Origin of the sequence: Pseudomonas sp. TWR1-1-3 (assembly GCF_049896805.1) — a bacterium.
Classification (GTDB): domain Bacteria; phylum Pseudomonadota; class Gammaproteobacteria; order Pseudomonadales; family Pseudomonadaceae; genus Aquipseudomonas; species Aquipseudomonas bubulae.
On sequence record NZ_JAFCUZ010000001.1, the window covers coordinates 750,947 to 763,865 of the forward strand.

At 59.8% G+C, this 12,919-nt stretch carries 9 protein-coding genes; 7 read left to right on the forward strand and 2 right to left on the reverse strand.

All coding sequences use genetic code 11. The features are described from left to right. Positions 1–166: 166 nt before the first annotated feature. Positions 167–1,351 (forward strand): sugar transporter, encoded by a 1,185-nt coding sequence (locus tag ACP7BE_RS03365; RefSeq protein ID WP_095000379.1) that lies wholly within the window; start codon positions 167–169, stop codon positions 1,349–1,351. Between the two features lie 235 nt (positions 1,352–1,586). Here the strand turns inward: ACP7BE_RS03365 and mhpT are convergent, their stop codons facing one another. Beyond that, the gene (gene mhpT, locus ACP7BE_RS03370; protein WP_095000378.1) at positions 1,587–2,801 is read right to left on the reverse strand and encodes a 3-(3-hydroxy-phenyl)propionate transporter MhpT; all 1,215 of its coding nucleotides are present in this window, start codon (positions 2,799–2,801) and stop codon (positions 1,587–1,589) included. A gap of 297 nt (positions 2,802–3,098) precedes the next feature. On the opposite strand from mhpT, the gene ACP7BE_RS03375 reads away from it, so the two are divergent. After that, complete coding sequence (locus ACP7BE_RS03375; protein WP_426104723.1) at positions 3,099–4,382, forward strand: OprD family porin; 1,284 nt, start codon at positions 3,099–3,101, stop codon at positions 4,380–4,382. A gap of 245 nt (positions 4,383–4,627) precedes the next feature. On the opposite strand, the gene ACP7BE_RS03380 is transcribed toward ACP7BE_RS03375, so the two are convergent. Continuing rightward, the gene (locus ACP7BE_RS03380) at positions 4,628–5,116 is read right to left on the reverse strand and encodes a MarR family winged helix-turn-helix transcriptional regulator (protein WP_095000376.1); all 489 of its coding nucleotides are present in this window, start codon (positions 5,114–5,116) and stop codon (positions 4,628–4,630) included. A 201-nt stretch (positions 5,117–5,317) separates the two neighbouring features. Between ACP7BE_RS03380 and ACP7BE_RS03385 the strand changes: the two genes are divergently transcribed. From ACP7BE_RS03385 to ACP7BE_RS03405, 5 genes are all read left to right on the forward strand, one after another. After that, on the forward strand, positions 5,318–6,148 hold the full coding sequence (locus ACP7BE_RS03385) for a p-hydroxycinnamoyl CoA hydratase/lyase (RefSeq protein ID WP_426104726.1): 831 nt from the start codon (positions 5,318–5,320) through the stop codon (positions 6,146–6,148). 72 nt (positions 6,149–6,220) lie between these two features. After that, on the forward strand, positions 6,221–7,669 hold the full coding sequence (locus tag ACP7BE_RS03390; protein WP_426104728.1) for an aldehyde dehydrogenase: 1,449 nt from the start codon (positions 6,221–6,223) through the stop codon (positions 7,667–7,669). A 97-nt stretch (positions 7,670–7,766) separates the two neighbouring features. Next, the gene (locus tag ACP7BE_RS03395) at positions 7,767–9,650 is read left to right on the forward strand and encodes a feruloyl-CoA synthase (protein ID WP_095000374.1); all 1,884 of its coding nucleotides are present in this window, start codon (positions 7,767–7,769) and stop codon (positions 9,648–9,650) included. After that, the gene (locus tag ACP7BE_RS03400; protein ID WP_095000373.1) at positions 9,647–10,888 is read left to right on the forward strand and encodes a thiolase family protein; all 1,242 of its coding nucleotides are present in this window, start codon (positions 9,647–9,649) and stop codon (positions 10,886–10,888) included. The genes ACP7BE_RS03395 and ACP7BE_RS03400 overlap by 4 nt, the downstream gene beginning before the upstream one ends. A gap of 9 nt (positions 10,889–10,897) precedes the next feature. Further along, positions 10,898–12,655 (forward strand): acyl-CoA dehydrogenase, encoded by a 1,758-nt coding sequence (locus ACP7BE_RS03405; protein ID WP_095000372.1) that lies wholly within the window; start codon positions 10,898–10,900, stop codon positions 12,653–12,655. Positions 12,656–12,919 lie beyond the last annotated feature (264 nt).

Below are 12,919 nucleotides of genomic sequence, written 5' to 3' on the forward strand. Positions count from 1 at the left end.
GTCTTTTTATCGGGCACCTCGGCGCCTCGACCAAACGCCGCCTGCCGAGTATCTGCAAAATCTCGCCAACGGCTCTGCGTGAAGGCTATAAACTGTCAGCCTGTGTGGTTCCGGCTTGAAGCGTCGGAGCCGGTTCATCATCGATAGCGAGTAGTGCATTCATTAAATGAGCAACCCCACCTCTACCTCTAAAGCCAACTGGCAGCCTGTAATCGCGCTGGCGCTGGCCGCTTTTGTGTTCAATACCACCGAGTTTGTGCCGGTGGGGCTGCTGAGTGCGATTGGCGCAAGTTTTGACATGGCCACGGCCCGGGTCGGGCTGATGCTCACCATCTATGCCTGGGTGGTGTCACTGGCTTCCTTGCCGATCATGCTGGTGACGCGCAACGTTGAGCGGCGCAAGTTACTGCTGGTGCTGTTCGGGTTGTTTATCGCCAGTCATGTACTGTCGAGTCTGGCGACCAGCTTCGGCATTTTGTTGCTTAGCCGGATCGGCGTGGCGCTGTCCCATGCGCTGTTCTGGTCGATAACAGCCTCTCTGGCGGTGCGTCTGGCGCCTGAGGGCAAGCAGGTGCAAGCGCTGGGGTTGCTGGCCACCGGTACTTCGCTGGCGATGGTGATGGGGGTGCCCCTGGGCCGTTTGCTGGGCGAGGCCATGGGCTGGCGTACCACTTTTCTGGTGATCGCAGCGCTGGCGGTGTTGCTGGTGCTGTGGTTGGCGCGCACTTTGCCGTTGCTGCCAAGCCAGAATTCCGGCTCGCTCAGAAGCTTGCCGGTGCTGTTCAAGCGCCCTGCGCTGGTGGCGGTGTATCTGTTGACGGCGGTGGTGATCACGGCGCAATTTACCGCGTACAGCTATATCGAACCCTTTGTGCAGAACGTGGCGGGTATGAGCGGCGCTACCGTGACCCTGATCCTGCTGCTCTTCGGCGGTGCGGGGATTTTCGGTTCGCTGTGTTTTAGCTGGTTCCACAAATACAGCCCACTGGGCTTCCTGCTGACCGCTGTGGGCCTGATCGCGCTGAGCCTGCTGTTGCTGTTGCCGGCCAGCAACTGGATTGAATCCCTGGGGGTGTTGAGCATCATTTGGGGGATGGCGATCATGGGCTTTGGCCTGGCGATGCAGTCCAAAGTACTGACCCTGGCGCCGGACGCGACGGATGTGGCGATGGCGATGTTTTCCGGTATCTACAATATCGGCATTGGCGGCGGGGCATTGCTGGGCAGTTCGGTGGGCAGCCATTTCGGTTTTGCCTGGATCGGGCTGGCAGGTGGTTCGCTGGCGGGGCTGGCGTTGGTGTTCTACGCCTGGACCATGTACCGGCTAAACCGCAGCGCCGCACAGGCCTGACATACCGGGGCTTTGGCGCAAGGCCAGAGCCCCGGCAGGTTTACACGATGATCAGCACCCTCCCGATCGCAGCCTCGTTCCACTCGTCAACGACTACAACATGGAGTAGGTGGCGAGGCAGAAGAGACAACCCCTGATCTCAGGATTCAAACCTTTGAATCCTGAGATCGGCAGAACCTGAACAAACACGCTGTCGAGATGCTCCAGGCCATAGAGTGCAGCCTGGAGTTACTTGTCAGCGGCCACAAAGTCCCGGTTTCAGGCTTGCACTTTGATTGGCACGGGTAATCACCGTGATGACCGCCAATGCCGCAATGACCAGCCCCGGTGAAGTCGCCAGCAGCACCCCGGTCGTTCCGGCCCCGGCGGCGAGGATCTGACCTGCTGCCAAGGGACCTGCAACCGAACCCAGGCGCCCGATAGCGACTGCAGCGCCGACGCCAGTTGCCCGTACGGCTGTCGGATACAGCGGCGGAGCCATTGCATAGAGCACTAACTGCGCCGCCATTACAAACAGGCCCACAGCAAAGCCTGCAGTGGCCACGGGCACAATCCCTACCGAAAAGCCGATCCCGGCCAGTGATGCGAGTAGCCCGGCATAGACGCCCAGAACCACCTTGATCGGGTTGCAGCGGTCCAGCAGCAGGCCGCCGAGCAAGGAGCCCAAAGCACCGCCTATGTTGAACAGCATTTGCACCATGCCCGCCTGCGGCTTGGTGAAACCCTGGGCGAGCAGCAGTGTGGGCAGCCAGTTCAGCAACATGTACATCACGGTCAGGGTAAAGAAGTAACTGAGCCACAACGCCAGGGTCGAACGGCCACGACCTTCACCAAACAGTGCCTGGCCCGTAGACACGCGCAAAGCCTGGCTGGCGTCCTGGCGGAAAACCCGGGACTCGGGCAGCAGGATGATCATCAGCGGCACGACAAGCAACGGGGCTAGCCCGCCGATGATAAAGGTGGTTTGCCAGTGGTCATGGGAGAACATCGCCACTACCGCTGCCATTGCGCCACCCAGTGGCACGCCGCAATACATGATGCTGATCGCTGTGCCACGACGGCGTTCGTCTACCGCTTCAGCACATAGGGCGATCAGGTTGGGCAGGGCAGCTCCCAGACCAAGGCCCGTCATGAATCGCACCAGCAGCAAGTGGTAGTAGCTGTCTACATAGGCGGTCAGCAGGGAGAAGACGCCAAACAGGATGACCGCGCCGATGAGGATCTTTTTACGGCCGACTCGATCGGCAATCCAGCCGCCGAAGAATGCACCGGGCAGCAGGCCGATGATCCCGACACTGAACACCCAGCCCATCATTTTCGGGTCCAGGTCAAAGGTTTGACGCAGGCCGGCGGCGGCAGTGCCCGCGGCTTGCAGGTCAAACCCTTCGATAAGCGCAACGATAAAGCACAAAGCGATTGTCAGCGTCGAACGATGCTGTGGAGTGTTCATGGACGAACCTCGTTATTGTTTTTGTAGGGGGGCTTTCAGCGAGCCAAATAAAGATTAACAAAGATAACTAAAAAAAGAAGCTGCGAAGGTATTTGCTAAAAAATCAGCTTAAACGTGTTTAAAACAGGCTTTTAGCCAGTGCGTGCCTGTAATTATCAAAAATAGATAAGAAACATAATGTTCGATTATCGATCATTTAAGATTGACGTTGCTTTGACTTGTTTCCATTCTCTGGCCCAGGAAACGCCATGAGAGCGTTCTGGTTCTGTCAAAAACAACAATAAATGGACATTCAATATGCATACGCTCAACCAAGGCGCCCTGCGCTTGTTCCCGCTTTCGTGCACTGCCCTGTGCCTGCTCAGTACCCCTGTTTGGGCCCAGGGATTTATCGAAGACAGTCACGCCACCCTGACCTTGCGCAACTACTACATGGACCGTGATTACAAGGACGATGGCGCCAAGACCGCAGCGCGGGAATGGGCCCAGGGCTTCATTGCCAACATGGAGTCGGGCTTTACCGAGGGCACGGTCGGTTTCGGGCTGGATGTGCGTGGTCTGCTGGGGGTGAAGCTGGACTCTTCGCCTGACCGCAGCGGCACCGAACTGCTGCCGGTCAATAGCGACAAACAGGCTGCGGATGAGTACTCGCGACTGGCCTTCACCGGCAAGCTGCGTTATAGCCAGACCACGCTCAGGACCGGTGATGTGTCGATTTTTCTGCCGTTTGCCTTTGCCAGCCCGTCGCGGCTTTTGCCCCAGACCTTTCGCGGGACCACCGTCAGCTCCAAAGAAATTGACGGCCTGACCTTCAACACCGGATATATCGACGCGATCAACAAACGTGACTCCACCAACTACCAGGCCATGACTATCGCGTCGCCCAATGGCCGATTCAAGGGCTCGGCTGAAACCTCGCACCTGGCTTACGGCGGTGGTGATTATCAGGTCAACAAGAACCTGAGCGTGCGCGCCTACCATGTCGAGGTGGCGGATTTGTACAAGCAAAGCACCCTGGCATTGCTGCACGATCTGCCCCTGGGTGATGGCGTGCTGACCACCGCCCTGCGCAGTTTTTTCAGTGATGAGGCGGGCAGCGCCAAAGCAGGCAAGGTCGACAACATCAACGCATCGGCGCTGTTGGGTTATCGGCTGGGAGGGCATCGTTTAAGTGTGGGCTACATGCATTCCAGCGGTGATACGGCGACGCCTTACATCTCGGGTACAGAGTTGATGGGCATGAGCGAAATGACCATGAGTTCGGATTTTCTCAATGCCAAGGAGCGCACCTGGCAGGCTATTTACGACTACGACTTCACGGCGGTGGGGGTAGTGGGATTGAAAGGGCGGTTGCGTTATGTGCGCGGTGACAATATCGAACTGGCGTCCTTGAATGCGGATGATCGCAAGGAGCGCGAGTTTCAGATGGAGCTGGGGTACGTGATTCAGAGCGGGCCGCTGAAAAACCTGGGCCTTTTGGCGAGGAAGTCTATTTACCGCAATGACTTCCCGGCAGGTGCGGCCTTTCGCGACGAAAACCAGACCCGCTTCCTGGCCATCTATACCTTGCCGATTTGGTAGGGCCAATTGTCTAGTTGCTGGAGAGCCGTGCGAGGCCCTGCGCGTGTTGCGGTTTTGCGACCGCTTCACGCTCGAACGTAGCCTCGTTCTACTCGTCAACTGCTACGCAGTGGCATGAGTTGTGAAATACGTAGCAGCTGACGAGCCGTGCGAGGCTGCGTTCGGCTGCGCAGAAGTCGTGAAATCAGCTTTCACTATTGATCAGGCACTGCGCATGTTGCGGATTTGGTAGCTACAGCGCTGGGCTATTCCTGATACACCTTTTTCAGCAGGCGCAGCAGTTCTTCACGCTCGGCGCTATCCAGCGCCGAGGTCGCGTCGATGTCGCTTTGCGCAGCAATAGCCTTGAGCTCTTTGAGCAGGGCTTCGCCGGTCTTGCTCAGGAATATGCCGTAGGAGCGCTTGTCGGGTTTGCAACGAACCCGTACCGCCAACGCCCGACTCTCCAGCTTGTTCAACAATGGCACCACTTGCGGGGGCTCAATCGCCAGCGCCCGGGCCAGGTCCGCCTGCATCAGCCCGGGATGCTGGTCAATGATCGCCATTGCCGAAAACTGCGCCGGACGCAGGTCGTGGGTCGACAGCCGGCTGATCAGGTTCTGGAAAAGCTTGAGCTGGGCGCGGCGCATGGCATAGCCGATCAGTTCGTCCAGCGCGGTGTCCAGAGGAGCCTGTACGTCCGGGCTTTCAGGCATGGCCTCTTGGGCGACGACAGGGGTGGCTGGCTTGGCCATAAATAGAGGGGTCCTTGCTCGAATGAAGTTAATAAACGTATCTAGTTTGCCGCGGTTGCTGGTTGATAGCCATCGCTGCGTTATTTTACGAGCGTTTGCCGCAAAAAAATTTGGTTAATTTAATTAATGGTTAATTGACATAACTAATTATGCCGGTTAGTTTTCACTCATCTTCAAGCGAACAACAAGAGAGCAATCGCTATGAGCCAATACGAAGGCCGCTGGAAAACCGTCAAAGTCGAAATCGAAGACAGCATCGCCTGGGTGATACTCAATCGTCCGGAAAAACGCAATGCCATGAGCCCGACCCTGAACCGTGAAATGATCGACGTGCTGGAAACCCTCGAGCAGGACCCGCATGCGGGTGTTTTGGTGTTGACCGGCGCGGGCGATGCCTGGACGGCGGGCATGGACTTGAAGGAGTACTTTCGCGAAGTGGACGCCGGCCCCGAGATTCTTCAGGAGAAAATCCGCCGTGAAGCGTCGCAGTGGCAATGGAAGTTGCTGCGCATGTACGCCAAGCCAACGATTGCCATGGTCAATGGCTGGTGCTTTGGTGGTGGTTTCAGCCCTCTGGTGGCGTGCGACCTGGCCATCTGCGCTGACGAGGCAACGTTCGGCCTGTCGGAAATCAACTGGGGCATTCCACCGGGCAACCTGGTCAGCAAGGCTATGGCAGACACCGTAGGCCATCGCCAGTCGCTGTACTACATCATGACCGGCAAGACCTTCGACGGGCGTAAAGCCGCCGAGATGGGCCTGGTCAATGAGAGCGTACCGCTGGCGCAGTTGCGTGAAGTCACCATTGAGCTGGCGCGCAATCTGCTGGAGAAAAACCCGGTTGTACTGCGTGCGGCCAAGCATGGCTTCAAGCGTTGCCGCGAACTGACCTGGGAGCAGAACGAAGATTATCTGTACGCCAAGCTCGACCAGTCGCGACTGCTGGATACCGAAGGCGGGCGTGAGCAGGGCATGAAGCAGTTCCTCGATGACAAGAGCATCAAGCCAGGCCTGCAAGCCTACAAGCGCTAATCTCGCTGTTCAGGGTGCGCCGGGCGCACCCTGTAAATGAATTCCCGATAACGACAATAAAGAGGAATCACCATGTTGGACGTGCCCCTGCTCATTGGCGGAAAGTCGTGCCCGGCCCGTGATGGTCGAACGTTCGAACGCTGCAACCCGGTGACGGGTGAGGTGGTGTCACGCGTGGCCGCCGCCACCCTGGAAGATGCCGATGCCGCAGTTGCCGCGGCTCAGGCTGCTTTTCCCGTGTGGGCCGCGTTGGCGCCCAATGAACGGCGTACCCGGTTGCTCGCTGCTGCCGAGTTGATGCAGGCACGGGCGAGCGAGTTTATCGAGGCAGCGGGTGAAACCGGGGCTATGGCCAACTGGTACGGGTTCAACGTCAAGCTGGCGGCCGGCATGCTTCGTGAAGCCGCCTCCATGACCACCCAGATCAACGGCGAAGTAATCCCCTCCGATGTGCCCGGCAGTTTTGCGATGGCCTTGCGCCAACCCTGTGGCGTCATCCTGGGCATCGCGCCCTGGAATGCCCCGGTGATTCTGGCAACCCGTGCTCTGGCCATGCCGCTGGCGTGCGGCAACACCGTGGTGCTCAAGGCTTCCGAGCTGAGTCCGGCCGTTCACCGGCTGATTGGCCAGGTATTGCAGGATGCGGGACTGGGCGATGGCGTGGTCAACGTGATCAGCAATGCTCCGGTAGATGCGCCGGCGATTGTAGAGCGACTGATCGCCAATCCGGCGGTGCGCCGGGTCAATTTTACCGGCTCAACCCACGTGGGGCGCATTGTTGCCGAGCTGGCAGCCCGTCACCTCAAGCCGGCCCTTCTTGAGCTGGGGGGCAAGGCGCCGTTTCTGGTACTGGATGACGCTGACCTTGACGCCGCAGTCGACGCCGCAGCCTTTGGCGCTTACTTCAATCAGGGCCAGATCTGCATGTCCACCGAGAGGCTGATCGTGGACAGCAAGGTGGCGGATGCCTTTATCGACAAGCTGGCAGCCAAGGTTGCCACCTTGCGCGCCGGTCATCCCCAGGCGGACGACTCGGTACTCGGATCGCTGGTGGACGCCAGCGCCGGTGTGCGGATCAAGGCGCTGATCGACGATGCGGTCGGTAAAGGCGCGCGGCTGGTGGTGGGTGGTCAGGTCGATGGCAGCATCATGCAACCAACGTTGCTCGATGGTGTGACCCCGAGTATGCGCCTGTACCGCGAAGAGTCTTTTGGCTCGGTTGCCGTGCTACTGCGCGGGGACGGCGATGAGGCCTTGCTGAGTCTGGCCAACGATTCGGAGTTCGGTTTGTCGGCGGCGATTTTCAGTCGGGACACCGGGCGTGCCCTGGCACTGGCCCAGCGGGTCGAATCGGGCATTTGCCATATCAACGGCCCTACGGTCCACGATGAAGCGCAAATGCCCTTTGGTGGGGTCAAGTCCAGCGGTTACGGCAGTTTTGGCGGCAAGGCGTCGATCGAGCAATTCACCCAGTTGCGCTGGATCACCTTGCAGAACGGGCCGCGCCACTACCCGATCTGATTGTCTGCACAAGGCATAACAATAATAAGGAGTCATGCCTGCGCCATGCCGCTTAAGTGTCGGACGGGCCGCGCATGCCTTGTTGGAGGAGCATGACGTGAGTTTCGAATTCAAATCCCCGGCCAAGTCCCCTACGTCCCCGGCACGTTATCGCGAGGTGGCTATCGGTCACCCGGCGGTCGAAGTGCTTGAGGTCGGCGGCATCTTGCACATGCGCTCCCTGGAAACCCTGGAGCCGATGCCCGAACGCTTGCTTGATCGCCTGGTGCACTGGGCGCAGGTCCGGCCCGAGCACACCTTTATCGCTGCACGGGACAGTGATGGCGAGTGGCGTCGCATCAGCTATGCCCAAATGCTGGAAGACGTTCGCGCCATTGCGCAAAGCCTGCTGGTGTATGGTCTGGGGGCAGAGCGTCCGCTGGCAATCCTGTCAGGCAACGATATTGAGCATTTGCAGATGGCGTTGGGGGCGATGTACGCCGGTATTCCTTACTGCCCGGTTTCACCTGCCTATTCGTTGCTGTCCCAGGATTTTGCCAAGTTGCGCCATGTCTGCGACCTGTTGCAGCCAGGCCTGATCTTTGTCAGTGATGCGGCGGTCTATCAACGTGCCGTGCACGCAGTATTGCCCGCAGGGACGCCATTGGTAGCGGTACGTGGCGAGATGGCTGGGCGGCCCCAGGTGAGCTTTGCCAGCTTGCTGGAGCAGGCGGGCGGCGCCGAGGCCCAGGCTGCGTTCATGGCGTCAGGCCCGGACACCATCGCCAAATTCCTCTTCACTTCAGGCTCTACCAAACTGCCCAAAGCGGTGATTACCACCCAACGCATGCTCTGTGCCAATCAGCAAATGCTGTTGCAGACCTTTCCGGTATTTGCCGAAGAGCCCCCGGTGCTGGTGGACTGGCTGCCCTGGAACCATACGTTTGGCGGCAGTCATAACCTCGGTATCGTTCTGTACAACGGCGGTACGCTGTACCTGGATGGCGGTAAACCAACGGCTCAGGGCTTTGCCGAAACCCTGCGCAATCTCAAGGAAATCTCGCCGACTGCCTACCTCACCGTGCCTAAGGGCTGGGAAGAGCTGGTCACTGCGCTGGAAACTGACAGCGACTTGCGGGCACGATTTTTTGCCCGCATCAAACTGTTCTTTTTCGCCGCAGCGGGCCTTTCGCAAAGTATCTGGGACCGGCTCGACCGGGTTGCCGAGCAACACTGTGGCGAGCGCATCCGCATGATGGCCGGGCTGGGCATGACCGAGGCTTCGCCTTCATGCACCTTCACCACCGGGCCGTTGTCGATGGCCGGTTATATCGGTCTGCCGGCGCCGGGCTGTGAGGTCCGGCTGGTGCCGGTGGACGGCAAGCTGGAGGGGCGCTTTCGCGGCCCGCACATCATGCCCGGTTACTGGCGCGCCCCCGAGCAGAGTGCCGAGGCGTTTGACGATGAAGGCTTTTACCGCTCAGGTGATGCCATCAAGCTGGCCGATCCTTGCAACCCGCAATGGGGGTTGATGTTCGATGGACGACTGGCCGAGGACTTCAAATTGTCCTCGGGAGTATTTGTCAGCGTGGGGCCGCTGCGAAACCGGGCCGTGCTCGAGGGTTCGCCCTATGTTCAGGATCTGGTGATCGCAGCGCCGGATCGCGAGTGTCTTGGTGCGTTGGTATTTGCCCGTCTGTACGAGTGCCGACAGTTGTCGGGCTTGCCTGCGGACGCCAGCGATGCGCAGGTGTTGGCCAGTGAACCGGTACGCCAGTGGTTTGCTGACTGGCTGCAGCGGCTCAATCTCCAGGCCAGTGGCAATGCCAGTCGCCTGGAATGGATCGCGCTGCAGGATGAGGCCGCGTCGATCGATCGCGGTGAAATCACCGACAAGGGTTCGATCAATCAGCGTGCAGTGCTGCAATGGCGAGCGGCGCATGTGGAAGCACTTTATCGCGGGCAGGCGCCTTCGATCCTGCGTGCAGGCAAGCCGTCGTGAGCCCTGGAGGGCAGTACTCGGCATTCACCGATGTCGCCATTCTTGAGGCGGTTCGTACACCATGGGTCGACCTGGGTGGGGCATTGGCCCAGGTTTCACCGATCGATATGGGAATCAAGGTCGCCCGTGAAGTGCTGGCCCGTGCCGGGCTGGGCGGGCAGGCAGTGGACTCGGTACTGGCGGGTTCAATGGCTCAGGCCAGTTTTGATGCGTACATGTTGCCGCGTCATATCGGCCTCTACAGCGGTGTGGCACAACAGGTGCCTGCCCTGGCGGTGCAGCGTATTTGCGCCACAGGGTTTGAACTGTTGCGCCAGGCTGCCGGGCAGTTGCATGACGGCATGGAACTGGCGCTGTGTGTGGGCACCGAGTCCATGTCCCGCAACCCGATTGCCGCCTACACCCATCGTGGTGGATTCCGCCTGGGGGCGCCGGTCGAGTTCAAGGATTTTCTCTGGGAAGCGCTGTACGACCCGGCTCCCGGCGTGGACATGATCGCCACGGCGGAAAACCTGGCCAAGGATTATGGCCTGAGCCGTGAGGCAGTGGACGGCTATGCCCTCAATAGTCACCAGCAGGCACTTCGCGCCCAGGCCAGCGGCTGGCTGGGGGATGAAATCGTCACCCTGCGCAATGAAGTGTTTGAGCTGGAGGGCTGTCAGCAGCGTGGTATCAGCCTGCCGCGTCGATGTGAATCTGTCAGCCTCGACAGTCATCCGCGTGCCACCGACGCCGTGGCCCTTGCCAGGCTGGGAGCCATTCACCCTGATGGTGTGCAAACGGCGGGTAACAGTTGCGCAGTGGTGGATGGCGCCGCTGCCGCGCTGGTCGCCCGTGCATCGGCGGGGCAGCCGGGCCTGGCAAATTTGCTGGCGACGGCGGTGGTCGGTGTTGCGCCACAACGGATGGGTATCGGCCCGGTACCTGCGATCCAGTTGCTGCTCAAGCGCAGCGGTTTGGCGCTGGACGCGATTGATCTGTTTGAAATCAACGAGGCGCAGGGCGCACAGATTCTGGCAGTGGCACAGGCACTGGAACTGGACCGGCAAAAACTCAACTGCCGTGGCGGCTCCATTGCTCTGGGGCATCCCCTGGCTGCCACCGGCCTGCGCCTGGTGCTGACCCTGGCGCGGCAGCTGCGCGAGCAGAATCTGCGTTATGGCATTGCCGCTGCGTGTGTCGGGGGTGGGCAGGGCATGGCGGTACTGATCGAGAATCCGCATTTTTCCAAGATTTGAGGTTTTCCCATGTGGCAATACCAGGCACCGCTGCGCGACATGCAATTTGTCATTGAACACTGGCTCGAGGCCCCGCAGGCCTGGGCACAAACAGAGCGATTCCAGGATCTCGATCTGGCGCTGGCCCGCCAGGTGCTTGAAGAAGCCGGGCGGTTCAGCTCCCAGGTGCTTGCGCCGATCAACAGCAGTGGCGACCGCCAGGGGTGCAGCTTCGAAGCGGGCCGGGTGACAACGCCAGCTGGCTTTGTCGAGGCGTATGTTGCCTACACCGAAGGCGGGTGGTCAGCCCTGGCCTGCGATGAGGCCTACGGCGGTCAGGGCTTGCCACAGCTACTCGACGCGGCGCTGCAGGAGATGCTCTATGCCAGCAACCATGGCTGGGCCATGTACACCGGCATCGCCCACGGTGCCTATCTGTGCCTCAAGGCCCATGCCCCGCAGTGGATCAAGGCGCGTTATTTGCCGCAGATTGTCAGCGGTGAAGTCTTGCCCACCATGTGCCTGACCGAACCGCAGGCAGGCAGCGACGTCGGCCTGCTGCGCTGTCGTGCCGAACCGCAAGACGACGGCAGTTATCGGGTAAGCGGCAGCAAGCTGTTTATCTCTGGTGGCGATCATGACCTGAGCGCAAATATCCTGCATCTGGTGCTGGCACGATTGCCCGGTGCGCCTGCTGGCAGTCGGGGCATTTCGCTGTTTCTGGTGCCCAAGCTGCTGGACCACCATCAGGTCAACAGCGTGCGTTGCGACGGTATCGAACACAAGATGGGGATCAAGGGCAGCGCGACCTGTTCGCTGGTGTTCGAGCAGGCACAAGGCTGGCTGATTGGTGAGGCCAACCGAGGCTTGGCGGCGATGTTCGTGATGATGAACTCGGCGCGGCTGCATGTGGGGCTGCAGGGGTTGGGGCACGCCGAAGCGGCGTGGCAGAACGCTCGCGACTATGCCCTGGAGCGCAAGCAGATGCGTGCGCCGGTTCGGCCTGCCGGGATCAGTGCTGACGCCGCCGACCCGATCCATTTTCACCCGGCCATGCGTCGTACCTTGCTGGAGTTGCGCGCCTGTACCGAGGGCATGCGGGCCGTGGGCTATTGGGTGGCGCATCTGCTCGATGAGGCAGAGCACCAAGGGAGCCAGGCTGACCGTCAGCACGCCCTGCAGCTGGCAGAAATGCTGACGCCAGTGATCAAGGCGTTTTTCACGGATCAGGGGTTTCGCCAGGCCAGCAACGCTTTGCAGGTGTTCGGCGGCTACGGCTATGTCAGCGAATTCGCTATCGAGCAAACCCTGCGCGACAGCCGTATTGCGATGATTTATGAGGGCAGCAACGAGATCCAGGCCAATGACTTGCTGTTGCGCAAAGTGCTGGGCGATGACGGTCGGGCGTTTGCCGCGTTGCTGGCGGTGATGCGCCAGGAGTCCGCGCTGGCCCTGGACGCCTCGGAGTGTGCCGGTTTTGCCGCTGAGCTGGAGCGACTGTGCGACAAGCTTGAAGCGGTGGTGGCTGCAGTTCGTGAGCGCGCTGGCGAGGACGTCGAGTATCCCTATCGGGTTGCCGGGGACTTTCTGCGGTTGTGCGGGGTGGCCCTGCTGGGGTTTGCCTGGGTACGAGGGGCGCGTGTGTCCCGTTTGCTGCCCGACAGCGACCCGGTACGGGCCAGTAAACTACAGACTGCGCAGTTCTTTTTTGCCTATGTATTGCCAGAAGCCGACTACCGCATTGCCTCCATCCGTGGCGCAATGGCGAGGCTGGCGTTTGTCGAGTGATACCCGGAACGCATGGCCTCAGTGGATCCAATAAGCGGTTTTTAGAGTGAGTAATAATGGGTTTCTGGCCAGAGAAGATCTCTGGCCACGAGATTGGTCGATAATCGCACCCTAAAGTTTAGCTGGTCCTGATGCGCTAACACATTGAATTCAAAAGATAAAAACAATTTATATGTGTTGGTTTCTGTATCTGATGGGCCGAATTATTGAGATTCTGACAAACCCTCATATTGCCTGTGGATCCATTAACGGGTTGACTAGCGC

Bases quoted from the DNA above. Each gene is read 5' to 3' on its own strand.
- ACP7BE_RS03385 (WP_426104726.1), top strand. From the start codon at position 5,318: ATGAGCCAATACGAAGGCCGCTGGAAAACCGTCAAAGTCGAAATCGAA.
- ACP7BE_RS03380 (WP_095000376.1), bottom strand. From the start codon at position 5,116: ATGGCCAAGCCAGCCACCCCTGTCGTCGCCCAAGAGGCCATGCCTGAA.
- ACP7BE_RS03405 (WP_095000372.1), top strand. From the start codon at position 10,898: ATGTGGCAATACCAGGCACCGCTGCGCGACATGCAATTTGTCATTGAA.
- ACP7BE_RS03375 (WP_426104723.1), top strand. From the start codon at position 3,099: ATGCATACGCTCAACCAAGGCGCCCTGCGCTTGTTCCCGCTTTCGTGC.
- ACP7BE_RS03365 (WP_095000379.1), top strand. From the start codon at position 167: ATGAGCAACCCCACCTCTACCTCTAAAGCCAACTGGCAGCCTGTAATC.
- mhpT (WP_095000378.1), bottom strand. From the start codon at position 2,801: ATGAACACTCCACAGCATCGTTCGACGCTGACAATCGCTTTGTGCTTT.
- ACP7BE_RS03390 (WP_426104728.1), top strand. From the start codon at position 6,221: ATGTTGGACGTGCCCCTGCTCATTGGCGGAAAGTCGTGCCCGGCCCGT.